This window comes from Propioniciclava sp. (assembly GCF_029977985.1).
Classification (GTDB): domain Bacteria; phylum Actinomycetota; class Actinomycetes; order Propionibacteriales; family Propionibacteriaceae; genus Propioniciclava.
The window spans coordinates 1-16,671 of sequence record NZ_JARKOT010000118.1 but is presented as its reverse complement, the minus strand read 5'-3'; the positions used below and the strand labels follow the sequence as shown (position 1 = coordinate 16,671).

13 protein-coding genes and 1 pseudogene are annotated in these 16,671 nt (G+C 72.9%); 11 read left to right on the top strand and 3 right to left on the bottom strand.

Features of this window, described 5'->3' with window-relative positions:
• The 4 genes from Q1K57_RS07790 to Q1K57_RS07775 form a co-directional block, all read left to right on the top strand.
• The coding region (locus Q1K57_RS07790) for an ABC transporter ATP-binding protein (RefSeq protein WP_300080620.1) at nt 1-1,752 on the top strand (1,752 nt) is incomplete at its 5' end.
• Nucleotides 1,745-3,676, top strand: a complete 1,932-nt coding sequence (locus tag Q1K57_RS07785) for an ABC transporter ATP-binding protein (protein ID WP_300080618.1) — start codon at nt 1,745-1,747, stop codon at nt 3,674-3,676. The genes Q1K57_RS07790 and Q1K57_RS07785, both read left to right, overlap by 8 nt.
• Before the next feature lie 22 nt (nt 3,677-3,698).
• The gene (locus Q1K57_RS07780; protein ID WP_300080616.1) at nt 3,699-5,126 is read left to right on the top strand and encodes a 3' terminal RNA ribose 2'-O-methyltransferase Hen1; all 1,428 of its coding nucleotides are present in this window, start codon (nt 3,699-3,701) and stop codon (nt 5,124-5,126) included.
• Nucleotides 5,123-7,639 carry a polynucleotide kinase-phosphatase gene (locus tag Q1K57_RS07775; RefSeq protein ID WP_300080614.1) on the top strand — a complete coding sequence of 839 codons (2,517 nt, stop codon included), beginning with the start codon at nt 5,123-5,125 and terminating at the stop codon, nt 7,637-7,639. Before Q1K57_RS07780 ends, Q1K57_RS07775 begins: the two co-directional genes overlap by 4 nt.
• A gap of 27 nt (nt 7,640-7,666) precedes the next feature.
• Here the strand turns inward: Q1K57_RS07775 and Q1K57_RS07770 are convergent, their stop codons facing one another.
• Nucleotides 7,667-9,391, bottom strand: coding sequence for a PQQ-binding-like beta-propeller repeat protein (locus Q1K57_RS07770; RefSeq protein WP_300080612.1), 1,725 nt, complete (start codon nt 9,389-9,391; stop codon nt 7,667-7,669).
• Nucleotides 9,392-9,455: 64 nt separating this feature from the next.
• Between Q1K57_RS07770 and Q1K57_RS07765 the strand changes: the two genes are divergently transcribed.
• The 4 genes from Q1K57_RS07765 to Q1K57_RS07750 all read left to right on the top strand — a co-directional run bounded on the left by Q1K57_RS07765 (nt 9,456) and on the right by Q1K57_RS07750 (nt 12,321).
• Complete coding sequence (locus tag Q1K57_RS07765; protein WP_300080610.1) at nt 9,456-10,145, top strand: AzlC family ABC transporter permease; 690 nt, start codon at nt 9,456-9,458, stop codon at nt 10,143-10,145.
• Complete coding sequence (locus Q1K57_RS07760) at nt 10,138-10,449, top strand: AzlD domain-containing protein (RefSeq protein WP_300080608.1); 312 nt, start codon at nt 10,138-10,140, stop codon at nt 10,447-10,449. The genes Q1K57_RS07765 and Q1K57_RS07760 overlap by 8 nt, the downstream gene beginning before the upstream one ends.
• Before the next feature lie 94 nt (nt 10,450-10,543).
• Nucleotides 10,544-11,383: a hypothetical protein gene (locus Q1K57_RS07755; RefSeq protein WP_300080607.1), complete on the top strand. Its 840-nt coding sequence runs from the start codon at nt 10,544-10,546 to the stop codon at nt 11,381-11,383.
• A gap of 107 nt (nt 11,384-11,490) precedes the next feature.
• Nucleotides 11,491-12,321 carry an SDR family oxidoreductase gene (locus Q1K57_RS07750; protein WP_300080605.1) on the top strand — a complete coding sequence of 277 codons (831 nt, stop codon included), beginning with the start codon at nt 11,491-11,493 and terminating at the stop codon, nt 12,319-12,321.
• Nucleotides 12,322-12,324: 3 nt separating this feature from the next.
• Here the strand turns inward: Q1K57_RS07750 and Q1K57_RS07745 are convergent, their stop codons facing one another.
• Both Q1K57_RS07745 and Q1K57_RS07740 read right to left on the bottom strand, forming a co-directional pair.
• The gene (locus Q1K57_RS07745; protein ID WP_300080603.1) at nt 12,325-13,551 is read right to left on the bottom strand and encodes a DUF6596 domain-containing protein; all 1,227 of its coding nucleotides are present in this window, start codon (nt 13,549-13,551) and stop codon (nt 12,325-12,327) included.
• A gap of 3 nt (nt 13,552-13,554) precedes the next feature.
• Nucleotides 13,555-13,908: a YciI family protein gene (locus tag Q1K57_RS07740; RefSeq protein ID WP_300080601.1), complete on the bottom strand. Its 354-nt coding sequence runs from the start codon at nt 13,906-13,908 to the stop codon at nt 13,555-13,557.
• A gap of 263 nt (nt 13,909-14,171) precedes the next feature.
• Here Q1K57_RS07740 and Q1K57_RS07735 point away from each other — a divergent pair, with 263 nt between their 5' ends.
• The 3 genes and pseudogenes from Q1K57_RS07735 to Q1K57_RS07725 form a co-directional block, all read left to right on the top strand.
• Nucleotides 14,172-15,185 (top strand): zinc-dependent alcohol dehydrogenase family protein, encoded by a 1,014-nt coding sequence (locus Q1K57_RS07735; protein WP_300080599.1) that lies wholly within the window; start codon nt 14,172-14,174, stop codon nt 15,183-15,185.
• Nucleotides 15,182-15,559 (top strand): nuclear transport factor 2 family protein, encoded by a 378-nt coding sequence (locus Q1K57_RS07730; RefSeq protein ID WP_300080597.1) that lies wholly within the window; start codon nt 15,182-15,184, stop codon nt 15,557-15,559. Before Q1K57_RS07735 ends, Q1K57_RS07730 begins: the two co-directional genes overlap by 4 nt.
• Nucleotides 15,560-15,969: 410 nt before the next feature.
• Nucleotides 15,970-16,515: pseudogene (locus Q1K57_RS07725) on the top strand (hypothetical protein); the annotation flags it as partial.
• Between the last annotated feature and the right edge of the window lie 156 nt (nt 16,516-16,671).

Genomic DNA, 16,671 nt, shown 5'->3' with positions numbered 1-16,671 from the left:
GGCGTGGTCGTCACGTGGATGGCGCTGCTCATCGTCGCCTGGCAGCTGCCCGCGGTGCTGTCGCCGTGGCTGCTCGGTAAGGCCATCGACGCCGGCATCCTCGGCGGCGACCCGTGGGCCACGGTGGGCTGGGCGGCGCTGCTGCTGGTCGCGATCATCCTCGGGTCGGCGGGCGGCATCTGGCAGCACACGATCGTCGTCCGCAGCTGGCTGATCGCCCTCTACGGCACCCAGAAGCGGGTCGGCCGCACCACCGGACGCCTCGGGCACGTGTTGGGCCGCCGCGTCCCGACGGGCGAGGTGCTGAGCGTCAGCTCGTCCGACTCCGACACCTTCGGCGCCACCATCGAGGTCGTGGCCCGCGCCCTCGGCTCGCTGCTGGCCTTCGGCCTCGTCTGCGCCCTCATGTTCACCACCTCGCCGCTGCTCGGGTTCGTGGTGCTCGCCGTGTCGCCGCTCATGCTCGCGGCGTCCACCCCCGTCCTGCGCCCACTCAGCGCCGCCCAGCGCGCCGAGCGCACCCAGAACTCCGAGCTGACCTCGCTGGCCACCGACATCGTCGCCGGCCTGCGCATCCTGCGCGGCATCGGGGGCGAGGCCACGTTCGGCGCCAACTACGCGCGCCAGTCGCAGCGCGTCCGGTTCCTCGGCGTGCGGGTGGGCACGTGGCAGGGCGTGGTCGAGGCCATCTCGGTGCTGCTGTCGGGCGGCCTGCTCGTGCTGCTCGCCTGGCTCGGCACGCACGAGCTCCACGCCGGACGCCTCACCGTCGGCCAGCTCATCAGCTTCGTCGGCTACGCCCTCTACATGCTCTGGCCGCTGCAGACGTTCTTCGACTTCGCCCAGAAGTGGATCGCCGGCCTCGTCGCGGCCGCCAAGACCTCCACCCTGTTCTCCCAGCCGGCCCCCTGGCGCGCCGGAGGCGTCCAGCTCGACCGGGTGCCCACGCTGCACGACGAGCGCTCCGGCCTCACCGTCACCCCGGGGCGCTTCCTCGCGGTGGTCTCCGCCGATACGGACGCCGCCGCCGCCCTTGTCGACCGGCTCGGCCGCTACCTGCCGCCCATCGCGACGGCCGAGGCCACGAGCGAGGACGACGATCTGAAGGGCCGCGCCCACCGCCGCGCGCTCGCCGAGCGCCGCGCCCAGCGCGCCGCGCAGGCCGAGGCGGACGCCGCTCGTGCGGCGCAGCCGTGGGGCGTCACGGCGGACGGCCTGGACCTCTCCGAGGTCGACCTGCGTTCGCTGCGGGCCCGGGTCGTCGTCTCGGACACCTCGGCGATGCTCTTCGCCGGCACCCTGCAGGAGACGGTCGACCCGTGGGGCACGCACACCCGGGCCCAGGCCGAGGCCGCCCTCATCACCGCCTGCGCCGAGGATGTCTTCGACGCCCTCCCGGGCGGCTGGCAGGGCCGCATCGACGAGAAGGGCCGGGGCCTCTCCGGCGGGCAGCGGCAGCGGATCGTCCTGGCCCGGGCGCTGCTCAGCGACGCCGACGTGCTCTGCCTCGTCGAGCCCACCTCGGCGGTCGACGCGCACACCGAGGCCGCCATCGCGCCTCGGCTCGCCGCCCACCGGCAGGGGCGGACGACGGTCGTCACGACCGTCTCGCCGCTCGTGCTCAACGCCGTGGACGAGGTGGCCTTCCTCGAGGCCGGCCGCGTCGTGGCGCGCGGGCCGCACGTCGACCTCCTCGCCCGCGACGACTACCGCCGCGTGGTGGCACGCGGCATGGAGGACTCCGATGACTGACCTCCTCGACCAGCGCCTCGCCGGCTCGGCCGAGACCTGGCGCGAGGGCGCCGTGCCGCCCCGCGTGCCCGACTCCCTGCGGGTGGACCGCAGCCTGCCGGCGTCCGAACGCCTCGCGCGCTGGAAGCAGCGGCACCACGAGCGCGCCGAGCATGCTCGCACGGTGTTCGCGGATTCCCGTAGCCCCGAGCGTGGCCTGCCGGTCGCCCGCTCCCGCAAGGCGTTCGTGTTCGTCGGGGAGCTCCTGCGGACGCGGCGCCGCGCGCTGGCCGCGATGATCGGCTTCAACGTGCTGGCCGCCGCGGCGGCGCTCGTCGTGCCGCGGATGATCGGCGACCTCGTCGACGAAGCCACGGCGGGGGCGTCCCTGGCGCAGACCGACACCGTGTTGCTGGTGATCCTCGCCGTGGTGCTCGCCAACGCGCTGTTCACCTTCGCGGCGAAGCGCGCGGGCGCGGTGCTCGGCTACGACCTGCTCGCCGCCGCCCGCGAGCACGTGGTCGAGACCGTCCTGCGCCTGCCGCTCGGGAAGGTGGAGGCGGCCTCCAGTGGCGACCTGATCACGCGCATCACCTCGGACGTGAACAAGATGAGCATCACGGTCCGCTGGTCGCTGCCCTACCTGGTCACGTCGGTCACCATGGTCGTGCTGACGGTCGTGGCGCTGCTGCTCAACTCGTGGCTGCTCACGCTGCCGCTGCTGCTGAGCGCGCTGATGCTCACCCTCGCCGTGCGGGCGTACCTGAAGAGCGCGATCTCGGGGTACATCACCGAGTCGGCCACCTACAGCACGATCAACGCCACCATGACCGAGACGGTCGAAGGCGCCCGCACGGTCGAGGCGCTGGGCCTGGCCGAGCTGCGGCAGCGCCGGCTCGACGACGACATCGAGGAGTCCGCGCAGGCCGAGCGCTACACGATGAGCCTGCGGAACCTGCTGTTCATCTGGCTCGACTTCGCGTTCCAGGTGCCCCTGGTGCTCGTGGTGCTGCTGGGCACGTGGGGCTTCGACGCCGGCCTGGTCACCGTCGGCCAGGTGACGACGGCGGCGATCTACCTGCAGCAGCTCGTCGGCCCGCTCGACCGGCTCATCCAGGTGCTCGACCACCTGCAGGTGGGCGTCGCCGCCACGACGCGCCTCCTCGGCGTCGCCGAGGTGCCCGACGACCGCACCCCCGGCGAGGCGCGACCGGCGGCGTCCGACCTCGTGGGGCGCGACCTGCGCTTCGCCTACCGGGCCGATCACGACGTGCTGCACGGCGTCGACGTGGCGCTGCGCCCGGGGGAGCGGCTGGCCATCGTCGGCCCGTCGGGGTCGGGGAAGTCGACGCTCGGACGCCTCCTGGCCGGCATCAACCGCCCGCGGACCGGCGTGGTGAGCGTCGGCGACGTGGACGTCATGGACCTGCCGCTGCCCGTGCTGCGGACCGAGGTGTGCCTCGTGACGCAGGAGCACCACGTGTTCGTGGGGTCGCTGCGCGACAACGTCGTGCTCGCCCGTGAGGGCGACGCGACGGACGCCGACGTGACGGCCGCCCTGGACGCCGTCGACGCGAGCGACTGGGTGGCCAAGCTGCCCGAGGGGTTGGACACGTTGCTGGGCCACGGGCGCACCGAGCTGACCCCGGCGCAGGCCCAGCAGGTGGCGCTGGCCCGGCTGGTCGTGGCCGACCCGCACACGCTGGTGCTCGACGAGGCGACCTCGCTCATCGACCCGCGGACGGCCCGCCATCTCGAGGGATCCATGGCAGCGCTGCTCGGCGACCGGACGGTCGTGGCCATCGCGCACCGCCTCCACACGGCCCACGACGCCGACCGGATCGCCGTCGTCATCGACGGACGCATCGCCGAACTGGGCTCCCACGACGACCTGCTCGCCGCCGACGGCGAGTACGCCCACCTCTGGCGCACCTGGCGCAGCTGAGGACGGGTGGCAGGATGGAGCCGTGCTGCTGACGGTGACGCTGAGCGGCCCGGACGCCCCCGGGCTCGGCTACCTGCTGCACAAACACCCCGAGCGGGTCCAGACGTTCGAGCTGCCGGTGGGCACGGCGACGGTGTTCTACCCCCACGACGAGCCCGACCGGGCGACCTGCGCGCTGCTGCTCGAGGTCGACCCCGTCGGCCTCGTCCGCGGCCGGGACCGCGCGGGCGCCACGCTCGTCGACTACGTGACCGACCGACCCTACGCCGCGTCCTCGCTGCTCGCCGTGGCACTCGGTCGCGTGTTCAAGTCCGCCCTCAACGGGCGCTGCGACGCGCGGCCCGAGCTGGCGGCGTCCCCCCTTCCGCTGGAGATCCGCGTGCCCGCGCTGTCAGCCCGCCCGTCGCGCACCGACCCGCGCGCGGGAACGGCCCTGGTCAGGGTTCTTTTCGAACCCCTCGGCTGGCAGGTGGACGCCACCCAGCCGCCGCTGCGCGCCGGTTCCGACGGGCCGGACGCGGCGTGGGGGCCGTCTCCCTACGTCGACCTCACTATGCGCGGACGCCTGCGGCTCGCGGACGCCCTGGCCCACCTCTACGTGCTGCTGCCCGTGCTCGACGACGCCAAGCACTACTGGGTCAGCCCCGACGAGGTCGACAAGCTCATCCGCCGCGGCGAGGGGTGGCTGGCCACCCACCCCGAACGGGCGCTCATCACCGAGCGCTTCGTCGGCGTCCAGCGCAGCTACGTCGCCGACGCCCGCGCCCGTCTCGACGCCCTCGACGCGGCGCCCACCGTCCCCGACGAGCCGGACGCCGACACGCCGCCCACGCCCACCACCCGGACGCCGCTGGCGACGCTGCGCCGCGAGGCCGTCCTGGCCGTCCTGGCCGAGGTGGGCGCCCGGCGCGTCGTCGACCTGGGCTGCGGCGAGGGCGTCCTCGTGCGCGCCCTGGCGCTCGACCCGGCGTTCACCGAGGTCGTCGGCGTCGACGTGTCGCCGCGTGAGCTCGCCCGCGCCGAGCGCCGCCTCAACCCCGACCGGCTCTCCGACAGTCAGCGCGCCAAAGTGACCCTGCGGCAGGGTTCGGTCACCTACCGCGACGACGCGCTGGCCGGCTTTGACGCCATCCTCCTCGTCGAGGTCGTCGAGCACCTCGACCCCGACCGCCTCGCCGCGCTCGAGGCGTCCGTCTTCGGGGCGGCGCACCCGACGCACGTGGTCGTCACGACGCCGAACCGTGAGTTCAACGCCGCCTACGGTCTCGGCCCCGACGAGCTGCGGCACCCCGACCACCGCTTCGAGTGGACCCGCGCCGAGTTCGCCGCCTGGGCCGAGGGGGTGGCCGCGCGCCGCGGCTACACCGTGGCCCTGCGCGGGGTCGGTGAGGAGCTGCCCGACCTCGGCACGCCCACCCAGCTCGCGCTGTTCTCCCGGGAGGCTCCGTGACCGCGACCCACGCCGCCGGTGCCCTGCTGGTGCCCGAGCTGTGCCTGATCGCGCTGATCGGCGTCTCCGGCTCGGGCAAGACCACGTTCGGCGCCCGGGCGTTCGCGCCGTTCGAGGTGGTGAGCTCGGACTTCTGCCGCGCCCTGGTGAGCGGCGACGAGAACGACCAGGCGGCCTCCGCTGATGCGTTCGAGGTGCTCTACAGCATCGTCGGCACGCGCCTGCGCCGCGGGCTGCTGACGGTCGTCGACGCGACGAACGTGACGCGCGAGGCGCGGGCCCACCTCGTACAGCTCGCGCGCGACCACGACGTGCTGCCCGTCGCGATCGTGCTCGACGTGCCCACCCAGACAGCCATCGAGCGCAACCGGAGCCGCCCGGAGCGGCCGTTCGGCGACGGCCCGATCAAGCGGCAGGCGAGCCAGTTGCGGCGGTCTCTGCGCGGGCTGGGGCGGGAGGGCTTCCGGCACGTCCACGTGCTCACGACGCAAGACGAGGTGGACGCCGCCACGATCGTGCGCGAGCCCCTGCGCTCCGACCTGCGCCACCTCGCCGGGCCGTTCGACGTCATCGGCGACGTGCACGGGTGCCTCACCGAGCTGGAGGCGCTGCTCGGCCGGCTCGGCTACGCCGTGACCCGCGACGAGCAGGGCCGCCCGAGCGACGCCGCCCACCCGGCCGGCCGGACCGCCGTCTTCGTCGGCGACCTCGTCGACCGCGGGCCCGACAGCGTCGGCGTCCTGCGGCTCGCGATGGGCATGACGGCCTCGGGCCACGCGCTCGCGGTGCCGGGCAACCACGAGGCGAAACTCGTCCGGGCGCTGGCCGGGCGTGACGTGCAGCGCACCCACGGTCTCGCCGAGACCCTGGCCCAGCTGGACGCCGAACCGGCCGGGTTCCGCGAGCAGGTGCGCGCGTGGGCCGACGGTCTCGTGGCGCACCTCGTGCTCGATTCCGGACGCCTCGTCGTGGCCCACGCTGGCCTCAAGGAGGCCTACCACAACCGTGCCTCGGCGCGGGTGCGGTCGTTCGCGCTCTACGGCGACACCACCGGCGAGACCGACGAGTACGGCCTGCCGGTGCGGGTGCCGTGGGCCGAGGAGTACCGCGGCCGGGCGGTCGTCGCCTACGGTCACGTGCCCACGCCGAGCTTGGAGTGGGTCAACAACACGCTCTGCCTCGACACGGGTTGCGTCTTCGGTGGCCGCCTGTCGGCGCTGCGGTGGCCCGAACGGGAGACCGTGAGCGTGGACGCCGTCGCCGTCCACTACGAGCCGGTGAAGCCGTTCGGAGCGGCGTCGGCGGAGCGGGGCGAGGACGAACTGCGGCTGAGCGACGTCATCGGGCAGCGGTCGGTGGAGACGGCCGAGCTGGGCCGGGTCGCGATCTCCGCCGAGAACGCCGCCGGGGCGCTGGAGGTGATGAGCCGGTTCGCCCTCCACCCGCGGCTCGTCGCATACCTGCCGCCGACGATGGCGCCGGTGTCGACGTCGCGGCGCGAGGGCTTCCTCGAGCACCCCGACGAGGCGTTCGCGCAGTACGCCGAGTGGGGCATCGAGGAGGTCATCTGCGAGGAGAAGCACATGGGCTCGCGGGCCGTGCTGCTCGTGGAGCCCGGCGGGGGCGCGGTGTACACGCGGACCGGGCGTGCATTCTTCGACGCCGACCTCACCGCGATGCTGCTCGAGCGGGTGGGCTCGGCGTGGGCGAGCGCGGGGGTGGATCTCGGGGGCGCTGACCGGTTCCTCCTCGACGCCGAGCTGCTGCCGTGGTCGGTGAAGGCCGGCCCGCTGCTGCGCGAGCACTATGCCCCGGTGGGCGCGGCCGCGCTCGCGGCGCTGCCGGTGGCGCTGGACGCCCTCGGCGCGGCCTCGGCGCGGGGGTTGGACGTGGGCGCGTTGGCCGCGCGGACGGCGTCCCGCCTGCAGAACGCGCGGGCCTACGAGGCGGCGTGGCAGCGCTATGCGTGGCCGACGGCGGGGCTGGACGGGGTGCAACTCGCGCCGTTTCAGGTGCTGGCCGCGGGTTCGGCGACCTTCGCGGAGCGCGACCATGCGTGGCACCTCGACGTCGCCGACCGGCTGGTGGCCGCCGACCCGGAGCTGTTCCGGCCGACGCGGCGCTGCCTCGTGCGGACGCGCGAGGAGGCCAGCTGCGCTGACGGCGTCCGGTGGTGGACCGAGCTGACCGACGCCGGCGGGGAGGGCATGGTGGTGAAGCCGCTGGCCAACCTGAGCCGCACGGGCAAGGGCGGGCTGGCGCAGCCGGGGCTGAAGGTGCGCGGCCGGGAGTACCTGTGCATCATCTACGGCCCCGACTACACCGAGCCCGCGAACCTGAGCCGGCTGCGCGAGCGCAACCTCGGCCGGAAGCGGTCGCTGGCGCTGCGCGAGTACGCGCTGGGGTTGGAGTCGGTGCGCCGCTGGGCGGCGGGGGAGCCGTTGTGGCGCATCCACGAGGCGGTGTTCGCCGTGCTGGCCCTGGAATCCGAGCCGGTCGACCCGCGACTGTAGCCCCTGTTCGGGTCAGGGGACCCGGGCTCACACCACCTTGATGCAGTGGATCTTCGCGTCGTAGCCGGCGAACACCATCGTCCCGTTGAACACGCTGGGCGTCGCCTCCACGTTCAGCCCGCCCGACACCTGCAGGCTGGCCACGTCGAGCCCGGTCGTCACGTCGAAGAGGTGCAGTGTGCCGCCCGAATCGGGCAGGACGCCGTACTGCGCCCCGTCCTCGGCCGTCACCATGACGGGCGAGCTCCACGAGTAGTCGGACAGGTGCCGGCGCCACACCACGTTCCCGGACGCCTTCTCGAGCGCCACCAGCGTGCCCTCGCGCGGGGCGGTCGTCCGGGCCAGGTTGAAGAACATGAGGTCGGCGGACGGGCCGGTGCCCGCCATCGGCGTCCCCATCAACCCGCCGTTGATGGCCTCGTAGTAGGCCGGGATGTCGAACTGCCACACGAACTCCCCGGTGAATGCGTTCACCTTGCGCACGTTGCAGATGCGCTCGCCGCCGTTCTGCCCGCGGATGTCGACCTCGTTGCCCGTGTAGAGGTAGACGCCGCCGTCCGGCTCCACGTCGAGGATCAGCGAGGCGTCCGTGTCGTCGTGGACGTGGGTCATCCAGACGATCTCGAGGCTGGTCGCGTCCCAGCAGAACAGGTGGCCGTCGTTGTCGGCGGCGAACATGAGGTTCCCGTAGGCGACCGCCGAGTTCTCGATGCCGTACTTGTGGCTCGAGTCGGCGTTGTAGCGCAGGCGGGTGATCTCGGGCGCGAGCTCGACCCGCGCGGCCCCCGGGTCGTACGACGTGTTCAGCTTCAGCTTGTAGATGAGCCCGTTCTCGGAGGGTTCGATGGCGGTGTCGGTGTTCACCTCGATCAGGACGTTGGAGTCCCACGCCCCCCAGTCGGGCCGGTGGGACGACGGGTCCAGCCCCTGCAGGTGCCACACCTCTTCGTTCGCGATGAGGTCGAACACGCGCCACCGCCACGGACCGATGGTGCCGTTGCGGTCGTTGAGCCCCTGCCCCGCATACAGCAGCGGGTAGCCGCGTGGGTCGACGGACGCCGTCCCCTTGAATCCCCAGATGGCCTCCATCGCCGGGCGGGTCTCGTCGCCAGTGGCCAGATCGAGCCGGTAGATCTTGCCCTCGAAGGTGGGGTAGATCACCTCGACGAAGCCATCGTCGTCGACGAACCGGGCGTCCAGTCCCATCGCGACCTTCGTCTCCCGGGGCCATTGGACGAGCAGCGGCTGGCCGGTCCAGCCGGCGCCGGGCCAGTACGACCCCTCGCCGCGGACGCGCCCGGTCTGCTTCTCCCACACCCGCTCGAGGCGTCGCTCGGTGATGCGGGGGGTGCCGTAGGAGCCGCCGGTGCGCCAGTTGTTGCCCCGGAAGTTGAGCACCCCGGGCAGCTGGTTGTACGTGGCGGGCGGCCCGAAGACGACGTCCTCGGGTGCGGTGTAGTGCGGGATGACGTTGTGGTCGGCGTCGAGGATCTGCCAGCGGACGCGCCCCTGCCCGTCCACGAACTCCCGGGAGTAGGTTCCGCCGCCCTCGTCGGTGGGCGGGGTGTAGCCGGGGAGGGAGGCGAGGTCGATGCGGGGCGGGGCGATGCTGCCCGGGTCGGGGTAGGGCGCGGTCGGGGCGTTCGCCCGGTCGCCGCGCGCGACCACCACGTCGGTCGAGCACCCGGCCAGCGATCCCGCGGCGACGGCGAGGCCTGCGGCCAGGACTTGGCGCCGGCTGGGCTGGATCATGTGCTCCTCCTCGGGGGACGGACGCGGGGCGCGCACCAGCCTACTTGCGTTTACCTTGGGTTCCGTGACCACCGCACCCGCCGCGTCCAGGATGACGCCCGCCGTCCGCATGGGCGTGTCGATCGCCCTCGCGGTGGGGCTGTACGGCATCTCGTTCGGCGCGCTGGGGGTCGCGTCGGGCCTGAGCGTCCTGCAGACGTGCGCGCTGAGCGCCCTGATGTTCACGGGCGGGTCGCAGTTCGCATTCATCGGCGTGGTCTCGGGCGGGGGCACGCTGCCGGCGGCGTTCGCGGCGGCGTCCCTGCTGGGCGTGCGCAACGCGGTCTACGCGGTGCAGTTGAACGCGCTGCTCAAGCCACCGTGGGCGCTGCGGCCGCTGCAGGCGCACCTGACGATCGACGAGTCGACGGCCACCGCCGCGGCCCAGCTCGATCCGGCCGAGCAACGCCGCGGCTTCTGGACCGCCGGCGTCGGCGTCTGGATCCTGTGGAACTCGTTCACCCTTGTCGGGGCGCTGATCGGGTCTGCCCTCGGCGATCCGGCGGCGTGGGGGTTGGATGGGGCGGCGGTGGCCGCGTTCCTCGGGCTGCTGTGGCCCCGGCTGCGCCAGCGCGATCCCGTGGTCGTCGCCGTGGTGGCCGCGTTCGTCACGCTCGTCGCGGTGCCGTTCGTGCCGCCGGGCATCCCGATCATCCTGGCGGCGGCGGCGTCCGCGGTGATCGCCGTCTGGCAGCATCGGAGGGCCCGTGACTGAGCTGTGGGGGTGGGTGCTGGCGGCGTGCCTCCTCGCCTACCTGACGAAGCTGTCGGGCTACCTGCTGCCCGAGGCGTGGCTCGACCAGCCGTGGGTGCGCACCGTGAGCACCGGCATGACGGCCGGACTGCTGGCTTCGCTCGTGGTGGTGAACACGGTCGTCACCGGGCAGGCGCTGGTGCTGGACGCCCGCGTTGCTGCCCTGGGTGCCGCCGCGGTGGCGTTGTGGCTGCGGGCGCCCTACATCGTGGTGGTGCTCGTGGGGGCGCTGGCCGCGGCGCTGGTCAGGCTGGCGGGGGGCTGACGCGGCCCGCCGGCCATTCCCAAACGTCAGGCCGGGTGGTTAGGGTGTGCGCGAGCCCACCGGTGCCCCGACCCCGCCGACCCTTGGAGCCCTGATGACCCCCGTGCCACCTCAGACCGCCGCCGCCTCCCGCATGCCCGCGTTCGAGTCGCCCCGCACCATCCTGGTCAACAGCGTGGTCGCGGCCGTGCTCGGAGCCGGCCTGATGGTCCTCCTGCACGAGGTCGTCCACCTCGTCGCGGGCGTCGCGCTGGGCGGACGCTCCGTCCTGTATCCCTTCGGCGTGACGCACGCCAGCGCGCTCGGCGCGGAGCAGCGGGCGATCGCCGCGCTGGCCGCTCCCGCGTTCAGCCTCGTCTCGGGTTTCGCTCTGGTGGCGTGGCAGCCGCTGGCCCGGCGCGGCGGTTTCGGCCATCTGCTCTGGCTGTGGTTCGCGTTCACCTCGATCATGGAGGGTGTCGGTTACCTGGTCATCACCCCCTTCGGCGCCGGAGACACGGCGACCGCGGCCGAACTGCTCGGCTGGCCATGGGGGGTTGTCCTCGCGATGTGCGCGGTGGGCGTCGGTTTACAGTTCTTCGCGGCGCGTCTCTTCGCGCCCCACCTCCGGAGGCACGCCGGCACCGATGGGGCCCGGCAGTGGGCATTCGCGTTCTGGCCGTGGCTGCTCGCGAGCGCTGTCAACGTCGGCCTCGGGCAGCTGTGGATGGCGCTGGCCGGCATGGACCTGACGGTGGGCGAGCGCATCGCCATCACGGCTGCGGGCCTCGCGGTGCCCGTGTTCGCCCCGATGTCGTTCCTGTTCCTCCGCCTCGCCGCGGAAGAGCCGGACCAGCCGCTCGGTCTGCCCCGGATCCCCGTCGGCGGGCTGCTGGCGTTCGCGGCACTCACGGTCCTCAACCTCCTGCTCCTGCGCGGCTTCTCCCTCGGTTGAGACGGCCGCTCCTCGGTTGAGCAGGGACGGCGAGGATGGGTTCGGCGGTTCGGTCCCGCGGGGGCCAGGGACCCGCTTCACTGGAGAAGAGCGAAAGGAGCCCTGGAATGGGTGAGGTGGTCGTCGTCATCGGAGCGGGACTGATCGGGCAGGCGATCGCTCGGAGGATCGGGGCGGGGAAGAAGGTGATCCTCGCCGACCTGCGCCAGGAGAACGCGGACGCCGCCGCCGAGGTCTTCCTCAACGCTGGCTTCGACGCGGAGGCGACAACGGTGGACGTGTCGTCGCGGGAATCGGTGCGGGCGCTCGCCCAGCGCTCAGCCGGTGCCGGCGACGTGACGGGCGTCATCAACGCGGCCGGCGTCTCCCCGTCGCAGGCGCCGGTGTCGGCCATCCTCAAGGTGGACCTGTACGGCTCGGCGGTCGTTTTCGAGGAGTTCGGCGAGGTGATCGCGCCCGGCGGCTCGGCTCTCGTCATCGCCTCCCAGTCCGGCCACCGGCTCCCGGCGCTCACCGCCGAGCAGGACCGGCTGCTCGCCACCACGCCCGCCGACGCGTTGCTGGCGCTGCCGTTCCTCTCCGAGGACGTGGTGACCGACACGCTGCACGCCTACCAGCTCGCCAAGCGGGGCAACGCCCTGCGGGTGCGGGGCGAGGCGGTGCGGTGGGGCGAACGCGGTGCCACCGTGAACTCCATCAGCCCCGGCATCGTCATCACCCCGTTGGCCCGCGACGAACTCACCGGCCCGCGTGGCGCCGGCTACCGCAGGATGCTCGAGCTCTCGCCCGCCGGCCGGGCGGGCACTCCTGATGAGATCGGGGCCCTCGGGGCGTTCCTGATGGGCGAAACCGGCCGCTGGATCACCGGCAGCGATTTCCTCATCGACGGCGGCGTCACGGCGTCTTGGTACTACGGCCCGCTCCAGCCCGACGCGTAGCGCTCAAGGAAGCGCCGCCCGGCGGCGCTCGAGGTGGTCGCGCTCGGCCGCGTTGTCGCACCGCCTGAGCGCGTCGTCGAAGGCGGCGCGGGCCGCCTCGGGGCGCCCCGCCCGGGCGAGTAGTTCGGCGCGCACCGCTGGCGTCCGGTGGTTGGCGGGCAACTCACCGGCCATGGCCGCCAGGCCGGCCTCCGGCCCGGACGCCTCGCCGACAGCCACCGCGCGGGCAAGACGGGCGGCAGGAGTGGGTGCGACCCGCAGGAGTTGGTCGTAGAGCGCGACGAGGCGGTCCCAGCGGGTGACAGCCGCCGACTCCGCCGCCGCGTGCTCTGCGCCGATCGCGGCCTGGAGTGCGTAGGAGGCTGCCAGGGCTCCCACGGGGGCGCGGAGGGCGGGGTGGGCGAGTAGAGCCCGCGCCTCCGCGATCTCGTCGGCATGCCACCGCGACCGGTCCTGGTCGGCCAGCACAACGAGGTGGCCCTCGGCGTCCACGCGAGCGTCGCGGCGGGAGTGCTGGACGAGCATGAGGGCCACGAGAGCGACCAGCGCCGGCTCGCCGGGGCAGAGCCGCAGGCACACGCGCGCGAGGCGGATCGCCTCGCCGGCGAGGTCGGTGCGCAGTAGATCAGGCCCGCTGCCGGGGGCATACCCGGCCGTGAACGCCAGATAGGCGGTCTCGGCGACGCCGTCGAGCCGGGCGGGCAGGTCGGACGCCCCGACCGAGCCGAACGGGATCCCCGCGGTGATGATCTTCTTCTTGGCCCGTGTGAGGCGGGCAGCCACGGTGGGTTCGGGGACGAGAAAGAGGCGAGCGATGTCGGCCGTGGTCACCCCGAGGACGAGCCTCAGGGCGAGGGCGCTCGCCGACGCTCGGGTCAGGGCGGGGTGCGCGCACAGGATCACGAGCTGCAGCAGTTCCTCCTCGGGGGTCGGCTCGCGGGCGGGCCTCACCTCCTGCTCCCCTGCGGCATCGGTGATCAGGAGCGGCGCTTTGCGGCGGTGGATCGCCTCCGCCCGCAGCCGGTCCACGATGCGACGGCGGGCGGCGGTGAGCAACCACGCCTGCGGGTTCGAGGGGGGGCCGTCGGCCGGCCAGCGCCGGGCGGCCGCCTCGACCGCGTCCGCCAGGGCGTCCTCGACGAGGTCGAGGCGGCGCGACTCCGCGAGGAGCAGGGCGATGAGGCGCCCCCACTCCTCGCGGACCACACGCTCGAGTGTCTCCGCCGGCATGGATCAGAACGGATCGATGACCGGGGAGATCTGCAGGTCGTAGGCGGGCAGGCACCGCAGCAGGTCGACGAGCACGTCGAGGTCGGGCGCCTCAACGAGGTAGAACCCACCCAACTGCTCGACCGACTCGGCATAGGGACCGTCGGTGAGGGTCACCTCGCCCGACCGCGTCCGCATCACCGTGGCCGACCTCGGGCCGCCCAGGGCCTCGCCGGCCAGGATCTCGACGCCTTCCCGGTCGGCGCATGCCGTCCCGAAGTCCTCGAACTTCTGCATCGTTGCGTGTTGCTCCGCCTCGCTCAGGGTCTCCCAGTCGGGCTCGTCGCCGTTGCCGATCAACAAGACCAGGTACTTCATCGTGTCCTCCTCGAGGTTCCGGGCCGCGATCGCGACCTCACCACGATGACGGATGGAAGGCGTGGGAATCGACATGGTCGGCGCCGGAGATGCGGCCAAGTTCACACTCAGGAGGCGCTGACACGTCACCGTGATCGTTTCAGTGCTCCGTGAGTGTGAACATGGCCGCAGTCGGCGGCGCCGAGCGGCCGCCGCCGAAGGAGGCACCGGCCGTACCCGTCAGCGCTCTTCCGCTGCCAGCGCCGACGCGATGGAATGGGACCATGTTCGGAGCAGTCATTCACGCACCCGGCGACGTTCGTTACGAGGAACGCGCAGAACCCACCATCGAGCAGCCCACCGACGCCGTGATCCGCACCGTTGCGGCGTGCGTCTGCGGCTCGGACCTGTGGCGCTACCGCGGCATCAGTGAGGTGCAGGAGCCGACCCCCATCGGGCATGAGTACGTCGGCATCGTCGAAAAGGTCGGCGACGCGGTCACCACAGTGAAGCCCGGCGACTTCGTCGTCGGCGGCTTCACCCACAGCTGCGGGCGGTGCGCGACGTGCCGCAAGGGTGCCACCTGCAACTGTGAGAACGGCGGCGGTTACGCAGGCTGCCAAGCCGAGATGATCCGCATCCCGAACGCCGACGGCACGCTCGTGGTGGTTCCCGGACCGGTCGACGACGACCTCATCCCGAGCCTGCTCGCCCTGTCCGACGTCATGTGCACGGGATGGCACGGCGCCGTGAGCGCCCGCGTCCAGCCGGGCAGCAGCGTGGTCGTCGTCGGCGACGGTGCCGTGGGCCTGTGCGCCGTGCTCGCCGCAGCCACGATGGGCGCCAGCACCGTCATCGCCCTCAGCCGCCACGCCGACCGGCAGGCCGTCGCGCATGAGTTCGGCGCCACCCACATCGTCGCCGAGCGGGGAGACGACGGTATCGCCCGGGTCAAGGAGCTCACCGACGGCATCGGCGCCGACTGCGTCATCGAGTGCGTCGGCACGCAGGACGCCCGCCTCACGGCCGTCCACGCCTGCCGCAAGGGCGGCGACATCGGTCTGCTCGGCATCCCGCACGGCGATCTACCTCTCGGCCAGCTGTTCTGGGACAACAAGGGCATCAAGGGCGGTCCGGCACACGTGCGGGCCTACCTGCCTGCGTTGCTCGACCTCGTTCTCGCGCGGACGATCAACCCAGGCCGCGTCTTCGATCTGGAGTTGCCCCTCTCCGAGATCGCCGAGGCCTATGCGGCCATGGACGAGCGCCGGGCGATCAAGTCCCTCGTCCGCCCGTGACCAGCGACGCGGACGCCGCCGGCGTCCGATCGGCCTATGGCCGCTACCTGGCGGCCATGCGCGCCGGTGACCGGGCGGCGTTGGACGCGCTTCTGGCCGACGACTCCACGTTGACCCACATCTCGGGCTATGAGCAGCCGAAGGCGGGGTGGCTAGCGGAGATGGGGCAGGGGCAGTTCGTCTACCACTCGGTCGACGAGGCGGGCGAGCCCGTGATCGACGTGGCCGGTGACATGGCGACCCTACGGGGCCGCATCGTGACCGACGCGTCCGTGTACGGCGGGCGGAACCGCTGGCGACTGGCGTTCGTCCAGACGTGGCGCCGCACCGGCGATCGGTGGTTGCTGGCGGGGGCGGTCGCGCACACCTGGTGATGCGCGGCCCCTTTGTCGGAGCGCTCTCGTAGACTCCGGGCGAGGAGGCGCTATGACCGAACCCCACGGCCGTCCCGACCAGCAGCCACCCCCGGAGCGTCCGGATGCCTGGGTCCCGCCCGTGTCCTCGGCGGCCCCGCCGCAGCCGCCCGCGCCTGCGGCTGATCCGGGCTTGGGGTCTCCGGCTCCGCAACGGCCACCGTTGTCCCCGTGGTGGCGGAAGGCCCTGACCGGGACTCTGGTGGTACTCCTTGTCTTCGCCGCCCTGCCCCTCGGGGACGCACTCCGCAGGTCGGGCCCGAGCGAGGACGAGGGGCCGGGCCTGCCCACGTTCGCCCCGACCGTGTCCGGCACCCCGTGGACGCCCCTGCCCGTGCTGACGCCCACCGCGACCCCCGGCGCTCCAAGGAGGCACGGGGGCGATGGTCTGGGAGGCGACGGCCGGCTTCCTGCGGCTGGATCTGTGGAAGCCCACGCTGTCTTCGGGTTACGACGGCTCGGTCGAGGCCGGCTTCGTGGTGGACGCGGCCGGCACCCTGGTCGTGCTGACAGCCGACGCCAACGGCTACGACGCGATGGCGATCCACGGGCTCGACCCGGCCACGGGCCGGCAGCGGTGGCGGCTCGACCGGGACCAGCCGCTGTGTGCGCGGCAGCTCCTGCGCGCCCTGCTCGTCTGCGCGAGCGCCACCAAGCGCGACCTCTGGACCCAGCTCGGCACCGAGTGGGTCGTCGAGATGATCGACCCGGGCACCGGCCGGGTGGTTGCCTCTGCCCCTTTCTCCGGTTGGCTGACGCTCATCGCCGTGGCACGCGAGCATGTCGTGCTACTGGAGCAGCGCCGGCCTGCGCCGCACGCGGTCGTGAGTGGCCTCGACGTCACCTTGCGGCCGGCCTGGACGTTCGACCTGGCCGGGGAACCCCACCACGACGAAATGTCACCGAGAACCGGTTGATCGTGCGGAAGTTCCCATCGACCGGGGGGCTGGTCCTCGACCGCCCGCGCATCCGCACGGTCGCCGACGGGCTCACTGCCTTGTGGGTCGGAACCTCACCGTGTTCCTGGACGCCGCGCAGGGGCGTCTCGTCGGCATGCCGCGGTGCCCGCGGCT

Bases quoted from the DNA above. Each gene is read 5' to 3' on its own strand.
- Q1K57_RS07750 (WP_300080605.1), top strand. From the start codon at position 11,491: ATGGGTGAGGTGGTCGTCGTCATCGGAGCGGGACTGATCGGGCAGGCG.
- Q1K57_RS07735 (WP_300080599.1), top strand. From the start codon at position 14,172: ATGTTCGGAGCAGTCATTCACGCACCCGGCGACGTTCGTTACGAGGAA.
- Q1K57_RS07755 (WP_300080607.1), top strand. From the start codon at position 10,544: ATGACCCCCGTGCCACCTCAGACCGCCGCCGCCTCCCGCATGCCCGCG.
- Q1K57_RS07770 (WP_300080612.1), bottom strand. From the start codon at position 9,391: ATGATCCAGCCCAGCCGGCGCCAAGTCCTGGCCGCAGGCCTCGCCGTC.
- Q1K57_RS07740 (WP_300080601.1), bottom strand. From the start codon at position 13,908: ATGAAGTACCTGGTCTTGTTGATCGGCAACGGCGACGAGCCCGACTGG.
- Q1K57_RS07785 (WP_300080618.1), top strand. From the start codon at position 1,745: ATGACTGACCTCCTCGACCAGCGCCTCGCCGGCTCGGCCGAGACCTGG.
- Q1K57_RS07745 (WP_300080603.1), bottom strand. From the start codon at position 13,551: ATGCCGGCGGAGACACTCGAGCGTGTGGTCCGCGAGGAGTGGGGGCGC.